This is a genomic window from Pseudarthrobacter sp. MDT1-56 (assembly GCF_059383555.1).
Window position 1 is genome coordinate 94265 of the sequence record NZ_JBWZCK010000009.1, and the last position, 22614, is coordinate 116878.

Annotated in this window: 22 protein-coding genes; 12 read left to right on the top strand and 10 right to left on the bottom strand. The window is 68.4% G+C overall.

Annotated elements, in window-relative coordinates:
- The first annotated feature begins 329 nt into the window (after positions 1 to 329).
- A complete protein-coding gene (locus tag AC50YC_RS13680) occupies positions 330 to 1238 on the top strand; it encodes a Bax inhibitor-1/YccA family protein (protein WP_494954048.1) in 909 nt (302 codons plus the stop codon).
- Positions 1239 to 1370: 132 nt separating this feature from the next.
- Here the strand turns inward: AC50YC_RS13680 and AC50YC_RS13685 are convergent, their stop codons facing one another.
- Positions 1371 to 2609: an acetyl-CoA C-acetyltransferase gene (locus tag AC50YC_RS13685; protein ID WP_494954049.1), complete on the bottom strand. Its 1239-nt coding sequence runs from the start codon at positions 2607 to 2609 to the stop codon at positions 1371 to 1373.
- A 20-nt stretch (positions 2610 to 2629) separates the two neighbouring features.
- On the bottom strand, positions 2630 to 3790 hold the full coding sequence (galK, locus tag AC50YC_RS13690; protein WP_494954050.1) for a galactokinase: 1161 nt from the start codon (positions 3788 to 3790) through the stop codon (positions 2630 to 2632).
- 88 nt (positions 3791 to 3878) lie between these two features.
- On the opposite strand from galK, the gene AC50YC_RS13695 reads away from it, so the two are divergent.
- The 4 genes from AC50YC_RS13695 to AC50YC_RS13710 are packed head-to-tail and all read left to right on the top strand — an operon-like array spanning position 3879 to position 8136.
- Entirely contained in the window at positions 3879 to 4862 is a 984-nt protein-coding gene (locus AC50YC_RS13695; protein ID WP_494954051.1) for an aldose 1-epimerase family protein, read from the top strand.
- 48 nt (positions 4863 to 4910) lie between these two features.
- Complete coding sequence (locus tag AC50YC_RS13700) at positions 4911 to 6221, top strand: AI-2E family transporter (RefSeq protein WP_494954052.1); 1311 nt, start codon at positions 4911 to 4913, stop codon at positions 6219 to 6221.
- Between the two features lie 43 nt (positions 6222 to 6264).
- Positions 6265 to 7503, top strand: coding sequence for a threonine ammonia-lyase (ilvA, locus tag AC50YC_RS13705; RefSeq protein WP_354173267.1), 1239 nt, complete (start codon positions 6265 to 6267; stop codon positions 7501 to 7503).
- 9 nt (positions 7504 to 7512) lie between these two features.
- The gene (locus AC50YC_RS13710) at positions 7513 to 8136 is read left to right on the top strand and encodes a rhomboid family intramembrane serine protease (RefSeq protein WP_494954053.1); all 624 of its coding nucleotides are present in this window, start codon (positions 7513 to 7515) and stop codon (positions 8134 to 8136) included.
- A gap of 91 nt (positions 8137 to 8227) precedes the next feature.
- Here AC50YC_RS13710 and greA read toward each other — a convergent pair whose 3' ends face one another.
- Together greA and AC50YC_RS13720 are read right to left on the bottom strand one after the other, a co-directional pair.
- Positions 8228 to 8722, bottom strand: coding sequence for a transcription elongation factor GreA (greA, locus tag AC50YC_RS13715; RefSeq protein ID WP_494954054.1), 495 nt, complete (start codon positions 8720 to 8722; stop codon positions 8228 to 8230).
- A gap of 162 nt (positions 8723 to 8884) precedes the next feature.
- Positions 8885 to 9343, bottom strand: a complete 459-nt coding sequence (locus tag AC50YC_RS13720) for a DUF4307 domain-containing protein (RefSeq protein WP_494954055.1) — start codon at positions 9341 to 9343, stop codon at positions 8885 to 8887.
- 108 nt (positions 9344 to 9451) lie between these two features.
- Between AC50YC_RS13720 and mca the strand changes: the two genes are divergently transcribed.
- The 4 genes from mca (at position 9452) to AC50YC_RS13740 (ending at position 13724) form a co-directional block, all read left to right on the top strand.
- Positions 9452 to 10357 (top strand): mycothiol conjugate amidase Mca, encoded by a 906-nt coding sequence (mca, locus tag AC50YC_RS13725; RefSeq protein WP_494954056.1) that lies wholly within the window; start codon positions 9452 to 9454, stop codon positions 10355 to 10357.
- A 112-nt stretch (positions 10358 to 10469) separates the two neighbouring features.
- A complete protein-coding gene (locus AC50YC_RS13730) occupies positions 10470 to 10823 on the top strand; it encodes a hypothetical protein (protein ID WP_494954057.1) in 354 nt (117 codons plus the stop codon).
- Entirely contained in the window at positions 10801 to 13068 is a 2268-nt protein-coding gene (locus AC50YC_RS13735; RefSeq protein ID WP_494954058.1) for a thioredoxin domain-containing protein, read from the top strand. The genes AC50YC_RS13730 and AC50YC_RS13735 overlap by 23 nt, the downstream gene beginning before the upstream one ends.
- Positions 13065 to 13724, top strand: a complete 660-nt coding sequence (locus AC50YC_RS13740; RefSeq protein WP_494954059.1) for an HAD family hydrolase — start codon at positions 13065 to 13067, stop codon at positions 13722 to 13724. Before AC50YC_RS13735 ends, AC50YC_RS13740 begins: the two co-directional genes overlap by 4 nt.
- Before the next feature lie 187 nt (positions 13725 to 13911).
- On the opposite strand, the gene trhA is transcribed toward AC50YC_RS13740, so the two are convergent.
- Positions 13912 to 14574 carry a PAQR family membrane homeostasis protein TrhA gene (trhA, locus tag AC50YC_RS13745; protein ID WP_494954150.1) on the bottom strand — a complete coding sequence of 221 codons (663 nt, stop codon included), beginning with the start codon at positions 14572 to 14574 and terminating at the stop codon, positions 13912 to 13914.
- Positions 14575 to 14785: 211 nt separating this feature from the next.
- On the opposite strand from trhA, the gene AC50YC_RS13750 reads away from it, so the two are divergent.
- Together AC50YC_RS13750 and phoH2 are read left to right on the top strand one after the other, a co-directional pair.
- Positions 14786 to 15547, top strand: coding sequence for an isoprenyl transferase (locus AC50YC_RS13750; protein WP_494954151.1), 762 nt, complete (start codon positions 14786 to 14788; stop codon positions 15545 to 15547).
- Positions 15548 to 15780: 233 nt separating this feature from the next.
- The gene (gene phoH2, locus AC50YC_RS13755; protein ID WP_494954060.1) at positions 15781 to 17223 is read left to right on the top strand and encodes an RNA 5'-3' helicase PhoH2; all 1443 of its coding nucleotides are present in this window, start codon (positions 15781 to 15783) and stop codon (positions 17221 to 17223) included.
- 281 nt (positions 17224 to 17504) lie between these two features.
- Here the strand turns inward: phoH2 and lepB are convergent, their stop codons facing one another.
- From lepB to AC50YC_RS13780, 5 genes are all read right to left on the bottom strand, one after another.
- Complete coding sequence (gene lepB, locus AC50YC_RS13760; RefSeq protein ID WP_494954061.1) at positions 17505 to 17987, bottom strand: signal peptidase I; 483 nt, start codon at positions 17985 to 17987, stop codon at positions 17505 to 17507.
- A gap of 5 nt (positions 17988 to 17992) precedes the next feature.
- Positions 17993 to 19597, bottom strand: coding sequence for a multicopper oxidase family protein (locus AC50YC_RS13765; RefSeq protein ID WP_494954062.1), 1605 nt, complete (start codon positions 19595 to 19597; stop codon positions 17993 to 17995).
- Positions 19598 to 19729: 132 nt separating this feature from the next.
- A complete protein-coding gene (locus AC50YC_RS13770; RefSeq protein WP_494954063.1) occupies positions 19730 to 20260 on the bottom strand; it encodes a hypothetical protein in 531 nt (176 codons plus the stop codon).
- Between the two features lie 48 nt (positions 20261 to 20308).
- Complete coding sequence (locus tag AC50YC_RS13775; RefSeq protein ID WP_494954064.1) at positions 20309 to 20959, bottom strand: GNAT family N-acetyltransferase; 651 nt, start codon at positions 20957 to 20959, stop codon at positions 20309 to 20311.
- A gap of 48 nt (positions 20960 to 21007) precedes the next feature.
- A complete protein-coding gene (locus tag AC50YC_RS13780; RefSeq protein ID WP_494954065.1) occupies positions 21008 to 21850 on the bottom strand; it encodes a hypothetical protein in 843 nt (280 codons plus the stop codon).
- Between the two features lie 59 nt (positions 21851 to 21909).
- Between AC50YC_RS13780 and AC50YC_RS13785 the strand changes: the two genes are divergently transcribed.
- Positions 21910 to 22470 carry a prepilin peptidase gene (locus AC50YC_RS13785; protein ID WP_494954066.1) on the top strand — a complete coding sequence of 187 codons (561 nt, stop codon included), beginning with the start codon at positions 21910 to 21912 and terminating at the stop codon, positions 22468 to 22470.
- Positions 22471 to 22614: the final 144 nt, after the last annotated feature.

A 22614-nucleotide genomic window follows, 5' to 3' on the forward strand; every position in this document is an offset into this window, starting at 1 on the left:
ATGTTACAGCCCGTTCGGGGCAATGAATGCCGTCGCGAGCAGGCTTAACGTCGCGATCGCGTAACAACCGTGAAGCCGGGGCGGCAACGTGGTTTACCTGTCCTTAAGTAAACTTTTGTTGATCCTGAGTATGCCTAAACAGTCGATATCCGCCGTCGGGAAACGAGGCCGGAAAAACCCGGCGCACAGGTCACGGTTGCGTTGCGGCAGGGGCCTGCCGGGAACTAACAGTGCCCCTCGGCTGTTGGAATTGGTAGCGTGTTGTAACCAGGCACTAAAAGTTCACTACCGAATCATCATTCACCCCCTTTATTTGGAGGACACCCGCAATGGCACTTGGCGGAAACCCAGTCTTCAACGGAAAGAACTTCCGTGGAGCAACCCAGGCACCGCCTGCCCCGCAGGCTTACGGACAGGGCCCCTACGGTCAGAACGCGTACGGCCAGGCCCAGTACGGCCAGACCCAGACCGGTTGGAACCCTGCCCAGCAAGGCATGACCCAGGACCAGCTCCAGGACATGTACAACCGGCCCGCCGCCGGCCCCGCCGACACCGGCCGCATGACCTACGACGACGTCATCATGAAGACCGCGGCCTGCCTCGGCGCCGTCGTCGCCGGTGCGGCTGTCACCCTCGTGGTGGCAGAGGGCCTGGCCTACATGCTGATGATCGTCGGTGCGCTGGGCGGATTCGTCCTCGCCCTCGTCAACACCTTCAAGAAGCAGCCCTCGCCGGCGCTGATCCTGGCCTATGCGGCCCTCGAGGGCCTGTTCCTCGGCGGCCTGACGCGGATCCTCGATGGCATCTACCCGGGCGTCGGCCTGCAGGCCGTCATCGGCACGCTCTCCGTGTTCGCCGTGACCCTCTTGCTCTTCAAGAACGGCAAGGTCCGGGCGACGCCGAAGGCCATGCGCTTCTTTATGATCGCAACCATCGGCTACGCCGTCTTCGCACTCATCAACATGGTCATGGTGTGGACCGGCGCTGTCGATTCCCCGTTCGGCCTGCGCACCGAGATCGAGATCTTCGGCATTCCGCTGGGCGTCTTCATCGGCGTGCTGGCGATCGGCCTCGCTGCCTTCGCCCTGATCATGGACTTCACCAGCATCGAAGCCGGCGTCCGCAGCGGCGCCCCGCAGCGCTTCTCCTGGACCGCCGCCTTCGGCCTCACGGTCACCCTGGTCTGGCTCTACGTGGAGATCATCCGACTGCTCGCGATCCTGCGCGGCGACGAGTAACAACGCCGACGTTCGGCCGGTAACGGACCAACAGGAAAGGGGAGCCCCGCCGGGGCTCCCCTTTTTTGTGCCCGCACCGAGGTCCGGCAGTAACCTCCGGCAGCGGCTGGCCCGGCAGCAACGGGCGGGGCCTCAGCTGAGCCGCTCCAGCACCACCGCCATGCCCTGGCCGCCGCCGACGCACAGAGTCGCCAGGCCCAGGGCCGCATCCCGTTCCCGGAGTCCGTTGAGCAGGGTCGTGGTCATCCGTGCGCCGGTCATCCCGAAGGGGTGCCCCAGCGCGATGGCGCCGCCGTGGACGTTGAGCTTGTTATGGTCGATGCCGAGTTCCCGGGCGCTGGCGATGACCTGGACCGCGAAGGCTTCGTTGAGCTCCACGAGGTCCATGTCCTCCATCGCCAGCCCGGCAAGGGCCAACGCCCGCCGGCTCGCCTCGACCGGGCCCATCCCCATGAGCTCGGGGGAGAGGGCGCTGACGCCCGTGGAGAGAATCCGGGCCAGCGGTTCCAGTCCCAGTTCGCGCGCCCGTGCCTCGCTCATCACGACGACGGCGGCCGCTCCGTCGTTCAGCGGGCAGGCATTGCCTGCGGTGACGGTGCCCTCGGCGCGGAAGACGGGCTGGAGGGCGCTGACCGATTCGAGGGTGACGCCGGCCCGCGGGGAGTCGTCCCGGTCGATCACGGTGCCGTCCCTGCGGGTGTAGGGCGTGATCTCGCGGGCATAGAAGCCGGAGGCGATGGCTGCTTCGGCGCGGTTCTGGCTGAGCACGGCCCAGGCGTCCTGCTCTGCCCGGCTGATGCCGAAGCTGGTCGCGACGTTTTCCGCGGTCTGCCCCATGGCGATATAGATATCCGGCATCCGGCCGCCCAGCCGCGGGTCCGTCCACGGCGTATTGGACGCGGCACGGGCGGCGGTGCGCTGCCGGGCTGGGTCAAAAAGCGGGTTGTGGGTACTGGCATCCGTCTCCCCGGCACCGGCCCAGTCGCGGTACCGGGACACGGCCTCCACCCCGGCCGAGACAAACGCGTGTCCCTCGCCGGCCTTGATGGCGTGGAAGGCCATCCGGAGGGTCTGCAGGCTGGAGGCGCAGAAACGGTTGATGGTGGCGCCCGGGACGTCGTCCAGCCCGGCCAGGATGGTGACCACCCTGGCCATATTGGAGCCGGCCTCGCCGCTGGGTTCGGCGCAGCCCAGGTAGAGGTCGTCCAGGCCGCGGCCGGCGGTGTCCGCCGCGTCGAAGGACGGAATCCGGGCCAGCGCGGCGGACACCATGGCGGCCGCGAGATCGTCGGGCCGTTCATCCTTCAGTGAGCCTTTGAAGGCGCGGCCGATGGGGCTCCTGGCAGTGGAAACTATGACGGCATCTGGCATGCGCCCAGCCTACGCTCCGCCTATGACAGGCGCATCGCCCCTGCCGAGGGCCGGACACTGAAGATCTCCGGTGCCACGTAGCCGGCTCCTGCGAAGGCACGTTCGACGGCGGCGCGCACCTGCTGCTCGGCCGCCACCGGGGTGAGCGCGATCGCCGAGCCGCCGAAGCCGCCCCCGGTCATCCGGGCACCGACCGCGCCGGCAGCGCGGGCGGTCTCGACGGCGAGATCCAGCTCCGGACAGGAAATCTCGAAGTCATCCCGCATGGAGGCATGGGACGCATCCAGCAGCGGTCCGATCGCCGCCGGCCCGGCGCTGCCGAGAAGCCCGACCACCTGCAGAACCCGGTCATTCTCGGTGACCACATGCCGCACCCGGCGGAACGTCTCCGGATCCAGCAGGCCGCTGGCTTCTTCCAGGTCGTCGAGCCCGACGTCGCGCAGGGCCTTCACCCCGAGCACCTCGGCCCCCAGCTCGCAGGAGGCACGCCGGGAGGCGTAGCCGCCGCCGGCATGGGAATGCGACACCTTCGTGTCCACCACGAGCAGCACCAGCCCGGCGGCTTCGGCGTCGAAGGGGACCAGCCGGCAGCTCTGGTCGCGGCAGTCCAGGAAGAGGGCGTGCCCGGCCGCGCCGCGCAGCGACGCGGACTGGTCCATAATGCCGGTGGGCGCGCCGACAAAGTCGTTCTCGGCCCTCTGGGTGGCCAGGACCATGTCCCGGGTGTCCAGGCCCGCCGCGGTGAGCTCGTTGAGCGCGGAGATCACGGCGCACTCGATCGCGTGGGACGAGGACAGGCCGGCGCCGCGGGGGACATCGGAGTCCAGCAGGAGGTCCAGGCCGCGCACGGGGAGTCCGAGCTGCTGGAGTGCCCACACGACACCCAACGGGTACTTGGTCCACCCCTTCGCCGTGCCGCGCTCCAGCGACCCGGCATCCGCCGTCGTCAGCCCCTGGTTGCCGAAGGTGGACAGCAGCCGGATACCGGAGTCCGGACGCCGGCGGACCGCCACCCTCGCTGTCCTGTCGATAGCAAACGGCAGCACGAAGCCCTCGTTGTAGTCGGTATGCTCGCCGATCAGATTGATGCGGCCGGGTGCCTGCCACACGCCGTCGGGCGTTGCGCCGAAGACAGAGGCGAAGCGGGCCGCCAGTTGCCGGGCATCAAGGGGGAGCGTCATGCCGTGTGGCCGGCGGCGGCCGTCCTGGAAATGCGGGTCATGGGTCCACGGTATACGCCGCGGCCCGCGGCTAGGTACGGTGGTGACCATGAACCTGCCGCCACACGCCTCCCCGGATTCCCCTGCCAGCGACAGCCTCAGCGATGGCACGGACGCTTCGGCCCGGCGCTATGCCTCGGGCCGGCAGTATGAGCTGAGGCGCGGCGACGCGCTCGCCGTCGTCACCGAACTGGCCGCCGGGCTGAGGCTGTACAGCCGCGGCGGCACGCAGCTGACGGAAAGCTACGGCAACGCGGAGATTTCACCGGGCGCCGCCGGCATCACGCTGGCCCCGTGGGCGAACCGCGTGGAGGACGGCGTCTGGTACCTGAACGGCAAGAAGCAGCAGCTGGACATCACTGAGGTATCCCGCAACAACGCCAGCCACGGGCTGCTGCGCAACGCCTCCTATGAACTCGTCGACGAATCCGAATTCTCGGTCACCCTGGAAGCGGCGGTGTTCCCGCAGCACGGCTACCCCTTCCTGCTGCGCCACCGCGTGAGCTACGAACTCGCCGAGGACCTGGGCCTTGTGGTCCGGCAGCTCCTGATCAACGACTCCCGGGAGCGGGCACCGTTCGTCCTCGGCGCCCACCCCTACCTCCGGCTGGGGGAGGTCCCCAGCGAGGAGCTGACGGTCACCGTCCACGCCGGCACCAGGCTCCTGACGGACGAGCGGCTGATCCCGCGCGGCGCGGAACCGGTGGCCGGCGACTCCGACCTCCGCGCCGGGCGGTCCGTGGCCGCCCTGGACCTCGATTCGGCCTACACGGACCTGGAGTTCGACGCCGGCATCGCCCGCCACACGCTGAGCGCGCCGGACGGGCGGAGCGTCAGCCTCTGGCAGGACGAAAACTGCGGCTACGTCCACGTTTTTGTCACCACTGAGTTTCCGGGCCGCACCAAGGCGGTGGCGATCGAGCCGATGACCGGTCCGGCCAACGCCTTCAACAGCGGCGACGGCCTCCGCTGGCTGGATCCGGGGGAGCGGTTCGCCATGACGTGGGGGATCAGCGCGTCCCTGGGGCGCTGAGAAAGCGCGTGGTTTCACATCCGGGCGGCGCTGGTGAATCATGGGGCTATGACGCCAGCTGACGATGCCGCCCCGCGAGACCACACCGCGGCAGCACGCCCCGCCGCCCGGCTGCGGGCCGCCACGGACCGGGAACTCGATCAGGACATCCCCTACGGCGTGCGGATCGCCGCGTCCTGGTCCTGGCGCCTCGGACTCATCATTCTGATGGCAGGCGCGCTCGTGTGGCTGCTCAGCAGGGTCAGCTTCCTGCTGATACCCGTGATGGTCGCCGCGCTGCTGGCCGGGTTGCTGTCACCGGTGAAGAACTGGCTCAGGAGGAACCACGTCCCCATCGGGCTCGCCGTCGCCATGACCGTCCTGGGCTTCATCGGCACGATTGGCGGGGCCTTGGCCCTCGTGGGCCGGCAGCTGGTCTCCGGCTTCGCTGAGTTGTGGAGCGAGGCGCTCGCCGGGATCCAGAAAATCCAGGCCTGGCTCGCGGACGGCCCCCTGCACCTCACCGCGGCCCAGATCGACCAGTACCTGAAAGAGGCCACCGAAGCGCTGCAGAACAACAGCAGCAGCATTCTCAGCGGTGCACTTTCCTTCGGCAGCACCGCCGGGCACTTCGCCGCCGGCATGATCCTGGCGCTGTTCATCCTCATCTTCTTCCTGCTGGAAGGAGACCGCATCTGGTCCTTCCTGGTGCGGCTGCTGCCCCGTAAGGCCCGCGTCGCGGCGGACGGAGCCGGCCGGGTGGGCTGGTCCTCCATGGTGAGCTACGCCCGGGTGCAGATGTTCGTCGCCTTCGTGGACGCGGTCGGCATCGGGGTGGGGGCAGCGATCCTCGGCGTGCCCTTGGCGCTTCCGCTGGGGGTACTGGTGTTCCTCGGCTCCTTCATCCCGATCGTCGGCGCCCTGGTGACCGGCGCTGTCGCGGTGCTGCTGGCCCTCGTCGCCAATGGGTGGGTGAACGCCCTGATCATGCTGGGCGTTGTGCTGCTGGTCCAGCAGCTGGAAAGCCACATCCTCCAGCCGCTGATCATGGGCAAGGCCGTCAAGTTGCACCCGGTCGCCGTCATCCTGGCCGTCGCCGCCGGTTCCTACCTCGCCGGAATTCCCGGAGCCTTGTTCTCCGTGCCCATCCTGGCCGTAGCAAACTCGTCGATTCGCTACATTGCCGGCAGAACGTGGGAACATGAAAGTGCGCTATCGGCCGCGGGCGCGGACTTGATTGCCCCTGCGCCGGGCGCCGTCTCCGGAGGGGACGCCCACCTGCCGGGCGCAACTACCGGACGTGGCGACGATGCCGCACCCGGCAGCGGTTCCCCTGGCAGTGAGGCCGGACGGGGCGCCGGTGCCGGCTTCACAACCTGATCCACACTGAGCCGAAGACTGATCCTAAGAAGGAGACTAGTTCGTGAACACCCTTGAGAGCCTGCCCGTCACGCTGGACAATGTCCTGGAGGCGCAGAAGCTGCTCGACGGGATTATTACGCGGACGCCGGTTGAATCCTCCCGTGCCCTGGGCAGCATGGTCGGTGGCGAGGTCTTCCTCAAGTGCGAAAACCTACAGCGGGCCGGTTCCTTCAAGGTCCGTGGTGCCTATGTCCGGATGGCCAAGCTTTCCCCCGAGGAGAAGAAGCGCGGCGTCGTGGCGGCCTCGGCCGGCAACCACGCCCAGGGCGTGGCCGTTGCGGCCAAGAGCCTGGGCATCAAAGCCCGGATCTACATGCCGTTGGGCGTCGCCCTGCCCAAACTCGCCGCCACGCGCAGCCACGGGGCCGAAGTGGTCCTGCACGGACACAACGTGGACGAGGCCCTCGCTGAGGCCAAGCGCTACGCCGACGAGACCGGAGCCGTCTTTGTCCACCCCTTCGACGACGTTGACGTCGTCGCCGGCCAGGGCACCGTCGGACTGGAAATCCTGGAACAGATCCCCAACGTCGACACCATCCTGATGGGCGTTGGCGGCGGCGGACTCCTCGCCGGCGTCGCCGTGGCCGTCAAGGCCAGGGCCAAGGAACTGGGCCGGGAGATCCGGATCATCGGCGTGCAGGCCGAAAACGCGGCCGCCTACCCGCCCTCGCTCGCCGCAGACGCCCTCGTGCCGCTCAAACGCGTCTCCACCATGGCCGACGGCATCGCCGTGGGACGGCCCGGGCAGCTGCCCTTCAGCATCATCCGGGAGCTCGTCGACGACGTCGTCACCGTCAGCGAGGACGCCCTGGCCCGGGCGCTCATCTTCCTGCTGGAGCGCGCCAAGATGGTCGTCGAGCCCGCCGGCGCGGTGGGCGTCGCGGCGCTGATGGAAGGCAAGATCGAGAACCCGGGCACCGTCGCCGTCGTGCTCTCCGGCGGCAACATTGACCCGATGCTGATGCTCAAGGTCATCCAGCGCGGCCTCTCCGCCGCCGGCCGGTACATGACCGTGCGGATGATGCTGGACGACCGTCCCGGTTCGCTCGCCACGATCGCCCGGATCATCGCCGAGAACGACGCCAACGTGACGGGCCTGGACCACACCCGGGTGGGCGGCTCGATCAGCATGGGCGATGTGTCCATCACCGTGAACCTGGAAACCAAGGGCCACGAGCACTGCGAGAAGGTCCTCGCGGCGCTCCGGGCCGAAGGCTTCCAGCCAATCGTGGTGCACTAGGGGGCCGCGATGCTGGACTCCACCCGGAACGGCAGCCCGCGCGCCGGCGACGCCGCGGCGTCACGCGCCCGCAAAGGCCTGCTGGTGGTGGGATTGTTTGTGCTGGCGCTGTATGTCATCGAGGTCATCAACGCCCTCATGCTGCGGTCGCTCAACGGCACGTTCGGCCTCCGCCCGCGCAGCCCCGACGGGATCCTGGACATCCTGACGTTCCCGCTGCTGCACGCCAACCTGGCGCACCTGTTCTCCAACACACTTCCGCTGATCATCTTCGGCTTCCTTGTGCTGCTGTCCGGGCGCCGGGTGTTCTTCACCACCCTGGCCCTGAGCTGGCTTGTCTCCGGGGTGGTGGTGTGGCTGATCGGCGGCTTCAACATCACCGTCGGGGCGTCCGGCCTTGTCTTCGGCCTCTTCGCGTTCCTGCTGGTGCGCGGCTTCTTCAACCGCAACTGGTGGCAGATCCTGCTCTCGGTGGTCCTGTTCCTGAGCTACGGGGGCATCCTGTTCGGAATCCTGCCCACGGTGGCGGGCTACGTGTCCTGGCAGGCGCACCTCGGTGGGGCCATCGGCGGAGTGCTCGCAGCCCTGCTGTTGAGCGCACAGCGGCCCGGAACGCTGCGCACCAGGCAGTAGCGGCAACCAACGCCGGCATTCACTACTGAAAACGACGCCGGCCCTCCCGCTTTGGGGAGGGCCGGCGTCGTGGGTTGCGTTACGTCAGGTGTCAGCCGGCGTACGGCTTGGCGGACATGATCTCCACCGCAATCTCCTTGCCGTTCGGGGCGGTGTAGCTGAGCTTGTCGCCTTCCTTGTGGCCGACGATGGCAGCACCCAGCGGTGACTTCTCACTGAAGACGTCCAGGTCCGAGTCGCCGGCAATTTCCCGGGAGCCGAGCAGGAAGGTTTCTTCATCGCCGGCGATTTTGGCCACGACGATCATGCCGGGCTCGACAATTCCGTCGTCGGCGGGGGACTCGCCCACGTGGGCGTCCCGGAGCAGCGCGGTCAGCTGGCGAATACGGGCCTCGATCTTGCCCTGCTCCTCCTTGGCCGCGTGGTAGCCGCCGTTCTCCTTGAGGTCGCCTTCCTGGCGCGCCGCCTCGATCTTCTGGACGATTTCCGCCCGGCCGGGGCCGGAGAGGTGGTCCAGCTCTGCCTTCAGGCGGTCAAAAGCTTCCTGGGTAAGCCAAGCTGCAGTTGCGCTGTTGGTGGTAGACACGGACTTCTCCTTTGTGGTCAAACAAGCAAAGACCCCGCCACGGTGGCCACTTTTGGGACTCAGTAACCAGCTCAGCGGGGGAAAGGTATTGATCCATTGTAGTCAATCCTGTGGATAAACCAAAGATGGCCATGGTGTGGATCACACCATGGCGCCGCGACCCTACTTACCGGCGTCGGGGATCCAGCAGCTGTCGACGACGACGGATACTGCCCCGGACTCGGTGCGCACCGTTGCCCGGTGGGCAGTGGTGCGTCCGCCGTCGGAGCCGGCGTCGGCGGCGTTGGGCCCGATATCCACGACTTTCCAGCCGACGACGGCGAATTTGGAATCAAGCGCCTTGACGGAACACTTCGCGGCCGTGGCGGGCTCCTTGGTCACCTGGAAATCGATCTCCGCCAGGGTGGCGTCCGGCGTGCTGTAGCCGATGTCCTTGAAAGTGACGCTTTCCGTCGCATTCGAAGTCGAGATCCAGGCCATAAAGGCCATCCCGGCCACGAGGGCAAGGATGAGGATGGTGCGTTTGGCTTTGCCGCTGAGCGTCCGCTTTTGACCGCCGTAGCGATTGGCTAGGCTGGGAGATGCCGGCGCGGGCGCGGCAGGCTGATCCTTGGAAGTCACCAGTCCAGTTTAGTGTGGATCACGACGGGAATTTGCCGCGCCGCCGATCCGGCCCGCTGCGCCTGCCAAAAGTTCTGTACCTGTAGATGAAAGAGGAGCCGTCCCACGATGACAGCGTCCACCAGCCCGTCAGCGCCGCTTCGGCTGTTGGCTGTCCATGCTCATCCCGACGATGAATCCAGCAAGGGCGCCGCCACGATGGCGATGTACGCCGCGGCCGGCATCGACGTCCTGGTTGCCACCTGCACCGACGGTTCCCGCGGTGACATCCAGAACCCCGCCGTGGAGGGCGAGCCGCACCCCAAGCGGGACATGGCCGGTGCCCGCCGGCTCGAGATGGAGCACGCCGCCAAGGTCCTGGGCGTCCGCCAGCGCTGGCTGGGCTTCGTCGACTCGGGGCTGCCCGAGGGCGATCCGCTGCCGCCACTGCCGGCCGGTTCCTTCGCCACGCTGCCGCTGGAGCGGGCGGCCGCGCCGCTGGTCCGGCTGGTCCGTGCGTTCAAGCCGCAGGTCATCCTGAGCTACGACGAGAACGGCGGGTACCCGCATCCGGACCACATCATGGCGCACCGCGTCGCCGTCGAGGCCTTCGAAGCCGCCGGAGACCCGGCCCGCTACCCCGGAACCGGCGATGCCTGGGCGCCGAGCAAGCTCTACTACGACCGCGCGTTCAGCCCCGAACGGTTCCGTGCCCTGCATTTCGCGCTGGAGGAATCGGGCCTCCGCTCGCCTTACGCCGAACGGCTCGCTGCCTGGCTGGAAGCCGACGCCGAGGGCCACACCCCGCCCGCGCCGACCCACCCCACCACCACCCAGATCGAGTGCGGGGACTTCTTCGAAGCACGCGATGACGCACTAAGGGCGCACCGCACGCAGGTGGACCCGGAAGGCTTCTTCTTCGCCGTCTCGCCGGCGATGCAGCGCCGCGTCTGGCCATGGGAGGACTACTCGCTGATCCAATCCAGGATTCCGGCCGAACTGCCTGAAAAGGACTTCTTCGCCGGGCTAAGATAGACCCAACAGGCCATTTCTATGACGCGTAGAAGACGTTGTGGAAACAGATCCAGCGCAGCCCCGTGGCCAGCCCCGTCGGGCCGCCATTCAGCCCCATAGAAGGTTCCTCACCGTGCATTCCTTGCTCATCACCCTGGCAACCGCGCCGGCACCCACCCCCACGCCGTCGCTGCGCCCGGGGCTGTCCCAGGACCAGGTGACTCCCGGCCTGCTGGGATTCCTCCTGACCGCGTTCATCGTGGTGCTGACGGCGCTGCTGATTGTGGACATGGTCCGGCGCATCCGCCGCGTCCGCTACCGCGCCCAGGTGGAGGAGGAGCGCGCGGCCGCCGCCGAGGCCGCCGGCACCGAGGGTGATCCCCGGACCACCGGGGCGGGTGCCGGGAACCCCGGGGTCCAGAATCCCGCCGGCCAGCCCGGCAGCCGCCCGGAAGCCAACGGTGATGCAGGACCCGGAAGCCGCTGACGGCGGCATCCCCCCGCCCTTCCCCCAGGCCGCCAACGCCCTGGGCGCGGAACCCTCTGCCTATCTCCGGCAGCACGCCGGAAACCCCGTGCATTGGCGGCCGTTCGGCGACGAGGCCTTCGCCTTCGCGGCCGCCCGCGACGTGCCGGTCTTCCTCTCCATCGGCTACGCGGCCTGCCACTGGTGCCACGTCATGGCCCGGGAGTCGTTTGAGGACCCGGACACCGCGGCCTACCTGAACGCCAACTTCGTGGCCGTCAAGGTGGATCGTGAGGAGCGCCCCGACGTCGACGCCGTCTATATGGCCGCGACCCAGGCGATCAGCGGTGAAGGCGGCTGGCCCATGTCCGTTTTCCTGTTGCCCGATGGCCGGGCCTTCCATGCCGGCACCTACTATCCGCCCCGGCCGCTGCCCGGCAGGCCCTCCTTCCGCCAGGTGCTGGAGGCCGTGGCGGACGCCTGGCGGGAGCGCCGCGACGCCGTGGAACAGAACGCCGCGGGCCTGGCCAGCGGCCTCGCAGCCTCGCAGCCCAGCGCCGCCGTGCGGCTGGGCGGTGTGCCGGAGCCACTCGATCCGGCCCTGCCCGCTGACGCCGTGCAGGCGCTGGCGGCCGCCGAAGACCCTTCCGGCGGCGGCTTCGGCACCGCGCCGAAATTCCCGCCCCCGGCGGTCCTGGAGTTCCTGATCCGCCACGCCGCCGCCCCCTCACCTGCCGGCTCCGGCACCGCGGCGCAGGCCCGCGGCCTGGCGGGCCGCACCCTCGCCGCGATGTCCCGTTCGGCCCTGTTTGACCAGCTCGACGGCGGCTTCGCCCGCTACTCCGTGACCCGCGACTGGTCCGTACCGCACTTCGAAAAAATGCTCTACGACAACGCCCAGCTGCTGCGCGTCTATGTCCACTGGGTCCGGCTCGGCGGCACGGCCGGGTACCCCGCCGCGGAGGCAGCCGAAGTCGCCGGACGCACGGCCGGCTGGCTGCTGGCATCGCTGGGACTCGGCATGGACGATGCCTGTGACGCGCAGCCTCCCGGGGCCGTGCACGAGCCGCTTCCCGAGGCGCTGGCCTCGTCCCTCGACGCCGATACCGTGGTGGACGGTGTCCACGCCGAGGGCGGCAGCTACCTGTGGACGCCGGCAGCGCTGGAGGCTGTTTTGGGCCCCGGGGACGGCGCCGCCGTCGCGCGCCTCATGAACGTCCACCCGCGTGGCACCGTCTCCGCGGACGGATCCCCGCTGCACCCCGGCCGGGCGCTCGGCGCCGGCGAGGCGGAACTCTGGCAGCGGGTGCGGCCGGTGCTGCTCACCGAGCGTTCCCGCCGGCACCAGCCGGCCCGGGACGACAAAGTTGTGGCCGGCTGGAACGGGCTGGCCATCGCCGCCCTGGCCGACGCCGGCGCGGTATTGGAGCAGCCCCGGCTGGTGGCCGCAGCCGGGCGCATCGCAGCGTACCTGGAGCGGGTGCACTGGCGGCCGGGTGCCGCGGGTGAACCCGGAACCCTCATGCGGGTGTCCCACGACGGCGCCGCGCGGGGGATCGGCGGGCTCCTGGAGGACTACGCTTTCTGCGTCGAGGGCCTGGTCGCGCTGTACGCCGTCACCGGCCGGACACACTGGTACCGGCTGGCGGAGGGCATCCTGGCCGCAGCCTGCGTGCGGTTCACCACGGACGGCACGCTCAAGGACACCACGGGGGAATCGGACCAGGTCTCCAATGCCCAGTGCGGACGCGCGTCAGTGGAGCTGTTCGACAGTGCCACGCCGAGCGGAGCGGCCGCCTTCGCCGGTGCGCTGCTGTCCTGCGCGGCACTGTCCGGCTCCCAGGAACACCGCGCCCTCGCCGGCAACATCCTGTCGCTGCTGCCGCCGCTGGCCACCCGGGCGCCGCGGGCGGCCGGCTGGCTGCTCGCCACGGCGCAGGCGGCGCTGGCCGGCCCGGTGGAGGCCGCCGTCGTCGGGCCGGACACGCCGGAGCGGGCGGCGCTGCACCGCGAGCTGCTGCTCTCGCCGAGCCCCGGGCTGGTGATCGCCCTGCAGGAAGCCCCTGCAAGGGAACAAGCTGCAGGGGAAAAAGCTGAAGGGGAGGACTCGGCGCAGGACGACGACGCCGCCGTGCCATTGCTGCGCGGGCGCGGGGCGGACACCGACGGGGCGCCGCTGGTCTATCTGTGCCGCGGCATGGTCTGCGGGCTTCCGGTGCGTTCCCCCGGCGAGCTGAGGCAGCGCCTGGCTACCATGGCGGAATGACTCTTCACGGTTTCGAGCTCGTGGTTTTCGACTGCGACGGCGTCCTGGTTGATTCCGAGGTCATCGCCGTCCGGGTGGACCAGCTGGTGCTCGCCGACCTTGGGTGGGAACTGGAGCTCGAGGAAATTGTCGAGCGCTTCGTGGGCAGGACCGAGGCGCACTTCATTGCCGCGATCGAGGACCAGCTGGGCATCGAACTGGGCGAGGGCTGGGACCGGAAATATGATCCCTGGTACCGGTCGGCGTTCGAACGCGGGCTGGTGGCGGTTGACGGCGTGGTGGAGGCGCTGGACGGGATCCGGCTCCCGCACTGCGTGGCCTCCAGCGGGAGCCACGCCAAGATGCAGCGGACGCTGGGGCAGACCGGCCTGCTGCAGCGCTTCGAAGGCCGGATCTTCAGCGCCACGGAAGTCGCCCACGGGAAACCGGCGCCGGACCTGTTCCTGCACGCCGCCGGGACGCTCGGTACCGCACCCGAACACTGCGCGGTGGTCGAGGACAGCGCCCACGGCGTTCAGGCCGCCCGGTCGGCCGGGATGCACGTCTTCGCGTACGCCGGTGGCGTGACCCCGGCGGAGCGGCTGGCCGGCCCGGGCACCACTGTGTTCCACGACATGCGGCAGCTGCCCGCCCTCATCGCGGCCGGCCGGCCCTGAGAGGCGGGCCCCGACGCCGGAAATTCCCCACCTTCGAAGTCGGCGCCCGGTGTGTCGGGCAGAAGAGCCGGTGAGTCGCGGCGACGCTGTCACAAAGGTGGGGAAAATCGGCGCCGGCAGGCAGCCGGTCCGGGCCGGGGGAGAAGCCGTGGTCCCCCGGCATCGCTGGGCTTTTCCCCGGCGGATATCAGCTCAGGACGGCGATGGCAATCGCGATGTAGTGCGCGGCGAAGGCAAAGACCGTGAGGGCATGGAACAGCTCATGGAAGCCGAAGTGTGAGTAGCTGATGTTCGGCTTCTTCAGCGCGTAGAAGACGGCGCCGGTGATGTAGAGGGCGCCCCCAACGCAGATCAGGACGGCGGCGGCGACATTGGCGGCAAAGAAATCCGGCAGATAGAACAACGCGCCGCAACCCAGCGCGATGTAGATCGGCACGTACAGCCACCGCGGGGCGTCGGTCCACAGCAGCCGGAACAGCACGCCGAGGATGGCCCCGGACCAGATCACCCACAACAGCAGTTCAGCTTTGGGCCGGTCCAGGAGGGCCCAGGCCAGCGGGGTGTAGCTTCCGGCGATCACCAGCATGATGTTGGTATGGTCCAGCCGCTTCAGCACGATCTTGACGCCGGGAGACCAGTTGCCCCGGTGGTAGATGGCGCTGATGCCGAAGAGCAGGACCCCGGTGAAGGCGTAAATGGCGCTGGCGATCTTCAGGTCCGGTGTCGGGGCCAGGACCACCAGCACCAGGCCGGCGGCCAGCGCCAGGGGAGCCGTTACGGTGTGGATCCAACCGCGCCACTTCGGCTTGATCATCAGGAGTTCGGCCAGCCGGATCGCGGCGTCGTCCATCGGACCGGTTCTACGGTCCGCAGGCTGCTCCGGCCGGGGCTCGGGGGTGTTGCTTTCCATGCCGCAATAATAACCTACGGTCCAGTAAGTTACCCGCGAGTAATAGGATGCGTGGGTCAAAATCGTAACGTCCCTGCGCCCCGGCCCGCGCTCCGGCGGGTAGCCTAGGATGTGCACTGCAGTCGTACAAGGAAGCCAGGTGAATCTCCGGATGGAAATGCCCGGGTTCCTCTATGGCTTCTACGAGCGCAAACTCCAGCGGTCCCTGGACCCCGAACGCATCCCCAGGCATATCGGCGTCATGGTGGACGGCAACCGCCGCTGGGCCCGGCAGTTCAACGCACCGACCAGCCAGGGGCACCAGGCCGGGGCTGACAAGATTCACGAGTTCCTCGGCTGGTGCCAGGAACTCGGCGTCAAAGTGGTCACCCTCTACATGCTCTCCACCGACAACATGAACCGCTCGGGCGAAGAGCTCGACCTGCTCATGGGGATCATCGCCAACACGCTGGACAGGCTGGACGAGGACGCTGAAATCTCGGTACACGCCATGGGCGCCCCGGAACTGCTCCCCGACTACCTCGCCGCGCGGCTCAACCGGCTCACGGCCCGCACCCCGGCGCGCGAGAAACTCCACGTCAACGTCGCCGTCGGCTACGGCGGACGCCGCGAAATCGTCGACGCCGTCCGCGAACTGCTGCACGACGCCGTTGCCCGCGGCACCGACATCGGGAAACTGGCCGACGACCTCAGCGTCGATGACATCTCCCGTTTTCTCTACACCCGCGGGCAGCCCGATCCGGACCTCGTGATCCGCACCTCCGGGGAGCAGCGGCTCTCCGGTTTCCTGATGTGGCAAAGCGCGTACAGCGAGTTCTATTTCTGCGAAGCCCTGTGGCCTGCCTTCCGTAAAGTGGACTTCCTCCGGGCCCTCCGCGACTACGCCGGAAGGCAGCGCCGCTTCGGCTCCTGAAGAGTTATCCGGTGTTCACACGATGGCAACAAGAATCGCCGGAAAATTGGCGCTGAAACGTCGCACCCCGGACGTACGTTAATCCCATCAGCAGGTAAACCGCCGGCTGATCGGGGAGGCCAGTACATGGAGCGGAAGTTCGCACCGGGTGTATGGGAGGCCGCGTCCGGCCTCTTGGCCGAGCCGCCTCACCAATAACAATTCCGGGCATGCGCCCCGGGGCTGGAGTCGATGTGGCTATTTCTGAACAACTGCCCGACGTCGTGACCGACCAGGGACAGAAAGCTACCTCTCGCGCCAAGCGAGCCACCTCAAAGACCGGTGCAGCAAAGATTGACGCTGCAGCCGGTTTTGCTGTTTCCGGGGAAGGGACAGCAAGCAAGGAACCGGCCCGGAGCTTCGTGATCGACACGTCGGTGCTGCTGTCGGACCCGCGGGCGCTGTTGCGCTTCGCGGAGCACGAAGTGATCCTGCCGATCGTCGTCATCACCGAACTCGAAGGCAAGCGGCACGATCCCGAACTAGGCTATTTCGCCCGCAAGGCGCTCAGGCTGCTCGATGACCTGCGGGTGGAGCACAACGGGCTCGACCGCCCCATCCCGCTCGGCCACGCCGGCGGCACGCTCATGGTGGAGCTGAACCACATCTCCGCCGAGGTGTTGCCCGCCGGCTTCCGCGGCGGGGACAACGACAGCCGGATCCTGGCCGTCGCCAAGAACCTCGCCAACGAGGGCCGCGACGTCACGGTGGTGTCCAAGGACCTCCCGATGCGCGTCAAGGCCTCGGCCATGGGGCTGCAGGCCGACGAGTACCGCAACGAACTCGTCAAGGACTCGGGCTGGACCGGCGTCGCAGAAATCGACGCGAGCGAGGAGGAGGTCTCAACCCTCTACGGGCACGAGCCGGTCTTCATCCCGGAGGCGGCCGAGATGCCGACGAACACCGGCCTGGTGATCCTCTCCCAGCGGGGCTCTGCGCTGGGCCGCGTGGGAGCCGACAAGCAGGTCCGGCTCGTGAAGGGTGACCGGGACGTGTTCGGGCTGCACGGGCGGTCGGCCGAACAGCGGCTGGCGATCGACCTGCTGATGGACCCGTCCGTGGGGATTGTGTCCCTCGGCGGGCGTGCCGGCACGGGCAAGTCCGCGCTGGCCCTGTGCGCCGGCCTGGAAGCCGTCCTGGAGCGGCGGGAGCACCGCAAGGTGATCGTTTTTCGGCCGCTGTACGCGGTGGGCGGGCAGGAGCTCGGCTACCTGCCCGGTTCGGAGGCGGAGAAAATGAACCCGTGGGCGCAGGCCGTCTTCGACACGCTCGGGGCGCTGGTCAGCCAGGAGGTCGTGGAGGAAGTGATGGACCGCGGCATGCTCGAGGTGATGCCGCTGACACACATCCGGGGGCGTTCGCTGCATGACGCGTTCGTGATCGTGGATGAGGCCCAGTCGCTCGAGAAGAACGTGCTGCTGACCGTGATGAGCCGGATCGGGCAGAACTCCAAGATTGTCCTGACCCACGACGTCGCCCAGCGTGACAACCTCCGGGTCGGCCGGCACGACGGCGTTGCCGCCGTCGTCGAGACCCTCAAGGGCCATCCGCTCTTCGGCCACGTCACCCTCACCCGCTCGGAGCGCTCGCCGATCGCGGCCCTGGTGACGGATCTGCTCGAGGGGGCGGAAATTTAGGGGTCCGGTCACTCGCGGCGGGGCGGCGGCGGCGGGAGGGTCACCTTCGCGCGGCGGCGGCGTCCCGCCGTCGCTTAGACACCTCCCGTCGCTTCGCTGCGGTCGCTGGGCGACCTCCGCTTCGCTTTTGGTCGGCGATGCGCTCCTTCGCGGGACACCGCTGCCACGCTTGCGGGCTGCTTCGGCATCGTGGCGCCGGGCGGCCTTCGGGACCCGCTGCGCCCGCGATGCGCTCCTTCGCGAAGGGCGGCGTCGCGGCGTGTGGGTCCGTCAGCGGTGTGTCACTTTCCGAGGACTGTGCCCTGGATTGCTGTGACGGGGATGGGGCCGAAGTCCCGGGAGTCTATGGAGTCCTCGCGGTTGTCGCCAAGGACGAAGAGGTGGCCGGGCGGGACGGTCACGGTGCCGAAATAGACGCCGTCGATGGTGCGCCGGTTGACGTAGGGCTCCTGGGCTTCGGTTCCGTCTATAAAGAGGACGCCGTCCCGGATGGCGACAGTCTGTCCCTGGGTGGCCACAACACGTTTGAGCAGCACGGCCTCGTTGGGCATTTCGTCGTCGTCCGGTCCGGAGAACACGACCAGCTGGCCGGGCTGGACGCCGGCGAGCCGGGGGCCCGCCTTGTCCAGCCAGACGACGCTGGCGGCCGCTACGGTCGGCTCCATGCTGTCCGAGCTGACCGTGATCGGCTCCACCACCCAGAGCCGGAGCGCCAGCAGGCCGCCCAGGCAGAGGGCGGCGCCGGCCGCCGTCCGCCACTGCACCGGGCTCAGCCCTGGACGGGATCCCAGACGGCCGGGGCCGCCTTCATCGGATCGTTCGGGTCTGCCTCATCTGCTCCCAGCCCCACCCGGAACTGCAGCATCATGGCATGATCCTCGTGGGTCAGGTTGTGGCAATGGAGCATGTAGCGACCTCGGTGCGGCCCGAAGTGTACGAGCACCCGGACCGTTTCCCGCTCGCCGACATAGACCACGTCCTTGGGGCCCAACTCGTACGGGAACGGGGGCTTGCCGTTCCGGCTGAGGACCTGGAAGTCCACGAGGTGCATGTGCATGGGATGGAACCAGCCGTCGGAGCTGTTTTCGAACTCCCAGATTTCCACGGCGTCGAGGGCGGGATCGGCCATCACCCGCTTGAAACCGCTCGCGATGACCTCCTCCCAGGTCAGGTCGTCGATGGTCCAGATATTGGTCTCATCGTCGTGTTTGATCCTGAACCTGCGGGTCTTGGTGGAATTGGCTGCCGTGAGGTCCATGGGATGGCTGGACACCAGCGTGGCGGGGATGGAATTCCAGGTGGGGTCCGCCGTGTTGACGGCGGCGCCGATGACGTCGAACGCCATGATCTTTCCGGTGTTGTCAAAGTCGCGGTTGTTGTCGTTTGACGAATTGCGCAGTTCAACCCGGGCGCCGGTGGCGTACTTGCGGAAATCGATCAGGATCTCGTAGCGCTCGGCGCTGCCGTGCCGCCAGGATCCGACCGTTTTGGCCACCGGCATCAGGCCCGCATCCGTGGCCACGACGGTGACCGGGTCCCCGGTGCTGAGATTGAAGTTGTACGACCGGGACACAGAAGCGTTCAGGATCCGGAAACGGTAAACCCGCTTCTGCACCTGCATGACCGGCCAAGGCTTCCCGTTGACCAGGATGACGTCGCCCCACAGGCCCGAGTGCTCACGGTCGTCATAGCCCAGCGAGCCGTTGGCGGCAAACATGGCGTCGGTGATGGTGAGGGGGACGTCGAAACTGCCCTGGGGGAGCAGCCCTTTCTCGACGGGATCGCTGATCAGGTACTGGCCGGCCATCCCGGAATACACGTTCTGCGCCGTGAAGTGCACTGCGTGATCGTGGTACCACAGCGATCGCGCCGGTTGGAAATTCGGAAAGTGGTAGTCCTTGTAGAAGCCGGGCAGCGTGAGGTCGTTGGCGTAGCCGTCATATTGCGGCAGGGACGCGGAGCCGTGCAGATGGGTCGAGGTGGGGAGGGCATAGCCGAGCGTCGGGTGCTTGGCCGGCAACTGGTTGCGGACACGCACGATGGCCCGGGTTCCTTTGTCGATCCGGATGGTGGGGCCGGGGAAGATGCCGTTGTAGCCCAGGATCGGCGTGGTCAGCCGGGACAGGATCTTGGCGCTGCTCAGCCGTTGCGTCATGGTGTAGTGGCGCGTCCTCACGCCGTCGGCGCCTACGGTTGTCTGGTACGCCAATGGCGGGGGGATGGTGAGGGGTGTCCGGTAGGGCCGCGGCATGTCACCGTCGCTGAGCTTGCTGGCGGATTTCGCGCTGACGCCGGAGATCGGGACTGTCACGATGCCCGCCCCAACCACTCCGATGCCGCCGAGGATCAGCGCTTGCCTCCGCGTAAGTGACATGTTGACCAGCTTCCTTCCACCATCGGTGCCTTTTCCGTCAGGGTGAGCCACGGAGCTTGGAAAAACCTACGGAGCGGTTCCCGGGCGGGCAGCCCCCGGGGACCGCGTCGGGGCGGGGCCCGTGGGAGGGGGCTATCCGGTGTGGTGCGACAGCCCCAGGGACAACCGGGAGTTGCCCGGGCCCTCGAGGACCAGGGCGACCGCCTTGTCCGGAACCTCGAAGATCAGCGTCGCCCCGATTGATTCGCCTTGTTCAAGGTCCGCGATCGACGGCGATTCCCAGACTGGCGGAAAGTGTTCGCTGCCGAGACCGGAGACGCTGAAGTCGCGGCTCTCCAGCCGCACACCGCCGGGTTCCAGCGCCGTGATCCGGACCACGAGCCGGACCCGGTGGCTGCCTGGTGACGGGGCGCCGTCCAGGGCGTCGTCGTTGTCATCCGGCTCCCAGCCATCGTTTTCGACCGGCATGATCTCGCCGATACTGGCCATGCCGCCCGGAACGGAGGCCGACGCGCCCAGCGGAACGCTCGGTTCCGGTCGCGCCGTCAGGAACAGGTACGCCAGGGCCAGCCCGATGACGCCCAGCAAAGCGATGGGCAGCAGCATCAGCCGACGGCGGCGAACACGCAGTGCAGGATTGCCTTCAAGCTCGGTGGCGGCCATGCGGCCATTCAAACCGTCGGCGCTTGGGAAAAACCGGTGCCGGAGGTTCTAGGTCCCGATCCCCAGGTATTTCGCCGTGGCGTCGTGGCCTGCCACTTTCAGCTGCCAGTGGGGGCGGTTGAAAGCCTCGGGGGTGAGGCGGACTTTTTGGGCCTCCTGGCGTTGGCCGCCCCAGTTGGCGCTGGTGACGCCGTTGAGTTCGTAGCCGAGGGAGCGCGAGACACCGAGGGACTGCCGGTTCCAGGCGGCCGCCTCGGATTCCGCGACCTCCGCGCCGAGCCAGTCGAAGGCGTAAAGGGCGACGGCGGCGCGCATCTCCTTGCCAAGTCCCCGGCCTTGGACGCTTCGCCGGAGCCAGGAGCCCGTGCTGACCGTCTTGAGCGTGGCGAAGTCCCTGGCCTCGATGTCCTGGCACCCGATGAACTCGCCCTCGTTCCAGATGCCCAGCAGGAGGGTCCACTCCTGCGGCGACATGGTCCCTCGGCAGCGCCAGTACCACTGCGCCATGTTCGGACCAAGCTCCTCGGCCGGGGCCTCCGCCCACGGCCTGCTGAAGGGGCTGCGGCCGGGTTCGTGGATGCCGCTCAGGGCCGCCTCTGCCGCCGCCGGGATCTCCTCGTCGCGGATGGGCCGCAGCACAAGGCGGGGCGTGGTCAGGGTGAGGCCGAAAGGCGGCCAGTAGCGGGCGAGCTCAGTCATCCGGGAAGCCTAGCGGCGCGGGCAACGCCCAGCCAGTCACACGCGCCGTCAGCCGGCCGGGAGTTCCCAGCTGATGTGCCGGCGCACGTCCGTGAGGTTCATGGAATCGGCGAGGAACAGGTCATCCAGCATGTACTCGTCCACGCCCAGGATCCGGAGCCAGTGCCCGTAAGCCTCCGGCCCGTCCCCCTCCTCCCCGGGCCTTTCCCGGCCACCCTCCAGCCACCGGCTGGCGACGCAAACGCCCGTGCCGGCGTCGACCCTCACCAGCGTGCGGCCCGGACGGCACAGCGGCGCGTCGGGGTGGCTGGGACGGTAGCCGGCGTTCGGGGTGACGGTGGCCTCCAGGGCCGGGCGGCCCTCGTGCAGCACTTCGGTGACGGTACCCAGCTCCACGGCATTGGAGTTGGGGAACTCCAGCGGCACGGGGGCGTTGCCTGCCAGTTCCACCGGGTCCAGCGCGGCGGCGAAGCGGCCGTTGCCGAAACCGGGTTCGCCGTAGGCTGCTTCGGGGCGGCGCCGGACCAGGCCGCGGTCGTCGTAGACCGGGGTGACGAGGTGGGGCGGCAGCAGCCAGGTCTTCCTGGTGGAGCGGACGTAGAACACGTCGCGGGAATCATTGATGCCGGTGGTGCTGTGCAGGACCAGCCCGTCCGCTGTCTCCAGCCGCAGGGCGCCCGGGCGGCGCAGCCACGCGCGGACCAGATCCGGTGGCGGCGCCGGTTCAGCGGCCCCGGGGTCGACGGCGAGGGGCCGGTCCAGGTATTCAAAGCGCAGGGACTGCCACTTCCACGGCGAGGAACGGCACAGGTGCCGGAACGCGGCCCGCTGTTGCGCGGGGTCCCCGGGCGTGCCCGGCCCGCGCACATGCGAGGTGTCCCATGCGGCCATATCCACAGTTTACGCGCGGGCCCGGCCCTGGCTGCCGGAATTTCCAGTAGCATCCGAGGGTGATCCAACGACTGGACGGACTGGGCGGAGTGACCCCGCTGGCCTACTGGCTGGTGCTTCTGGCGTGCGCTTACCTGGCAGTCGTGGCGGTCCGGCTCACGGTCATCGACGTCCGGCACCATCTGCTGCCGGACCGGATTGTTTTTCCGGCCTACGCCGTCGCCGGGGTGCTGTTGCTCGGTGCCGTAGCGGTCCACGCAGTGTCGGGTGCCCCGGCCTCGGCAGCCGTGCCCGACGGCGGGGCCGGGCTCTTCGGGGTGCCTGGACTCCGTGTGGTGGCCGGGGGAGCAGCGCTGTGGCTCTTCTACTTCCTGCTGCGGGCGGTTTATCCGCCGGGAATGGGTTTTGGCGACGTCAAGCTGGCAGGGGTGCTCGGCATGTACCTGGGGTTCCTCGGCTGGCCGCACGTGCTGGCCGGGACCTTCGCGGCCTTCCTTTTTGGCGGATTGTGGAGCCTGGCCCTGCTGGTTTCGCGGCGCGGCACCCTGAAATCCAGTATCCCCTTCGGGCCGTTCATGCTGGCCGGCACGGCCGCGGCCATGGTCCTCCTGCCGGCCTGACGGGTCCGCGGAGACGCAGCTGCGGTGGGGCAAAATCTTGGGCCGGCGTAGGGTTCGCTCTTATTGTCGGTGCCCCGCCATAGCCTGCTCCTGTCCAGCCACCGGCTGGGAAGGTTGGTCCGGGAGCGTCCGGACCGGAAATGG

Excerpts from the sequence above, each read along its gene's own strand:
- AC50YC_RS13700 (WP_494954052.1), top strand. The coding sequence starts at position 4,911 with ATGACGCCAGCTGACGATGCCGCCCCGCGAGACCACACCGCGGCAGCA.
- AC50YC_RS13775 (WP_494954064.1), bottom strand. The coding sequence starts at position 20,959 with ATGACTGAGCTCGCCCGCTACTGGCCGCCTTTCGGCCTCACCCTGACC.
- AC50YC_RS13735 (WP_494954058.1), top strand. The coding sequence starts at position 10,801 with ATGCAGGACCCGGAAGCCGCTGACGGCGGCATCCCCCCGCCCTTCCCC.
- AC50YC_RS13740 (WP_494954059.1), top strand. The coding sequence starts at position 13,065 with ATGACTCTTCACGGTTTCGAGCTCGTGGTTTTCGACTGCGACGGCGTC.
- AC50YC_RS13710 (WP_494954053.1), top strand. The coding sequence starts at position 7,513 with ATGCTGGACTCCACCCGGAACGGCAGCCCGCGCGCCGGCGACGCCGCG.
- AC50YC_RS13770 (WP_494954063.1), bottom strand. The coding sequence starts at position 20,260 with ATGGCCGCCACCGAGCTTGAAGGCAATCCTGCACTGCGTGTTCGCCGC.
- AC50YC_RS13680 (WP_494954048.1), top strand. The coding sequence starts at position 330 with ATGGCACTTGGCGGAAACCCAGTCTTCAACGGAAAGAACTTCCGTGGA.
- mca (WP_494954056.1), top strand. The coding sequence starts at position 9,452 with ATGACAGCGTCCACCAGCCCGTCAGCGCCGCTTCGGCTGTTGGCTGTC.
- AC50YC_RS13750 (WP_494954151.1), top strand. The coding sequence starts at position 14,786 with ATGGAAATGCCCGGGTTCCTCTATGGCTTCTACGAGCGCAAACTCCAG.
- trhA (WP_494954150.1), bottom strand. The coding sequence starts at position 14,574 with ATGGACGACGCCGCGATCCGGCTGGCCGAACTCCTGATGATCAAGCCG.
- galK (WP_494954050.1), bottom strand. The coding sequence starts at position 3,790 with ATGACGCTCCCCCTTGATGCCCGGCAACTGGCGGCCCGCTTCGCCTCT.
- AC50YC_RS13685 (WP_494954049.1), bottom strand. The coding sequence starts at position 2,609 with ATGCCAGATGCCGTCATAGTTTCCACTGCCAGGAGCCCCATCGGCCGC.
- AC50YC_RS13765 (WP_494954062.1), bottom strand. The coding sequence starts at position 19,597 with ATGTCACTTACGCGGAGGCAAGCGCTGATCCTCGGCGGCATCGGAGTG.
- AC50YC_RS13695 (WP_494954051.1), top strand. The coding sequence starts at position 3,879 with ATGAACCTGCCGCCACACGCCTCCCCGGATTCCCCTGCCAGCGACAGC.
- AC50YC_RS13780 (WP_494954065.1), bottom strand. The coding sequence starts at position 21,850 with ATGGCCGCATGGGACACCTCGCATGTGCGCGGGCCGGGCACGCCCGGG.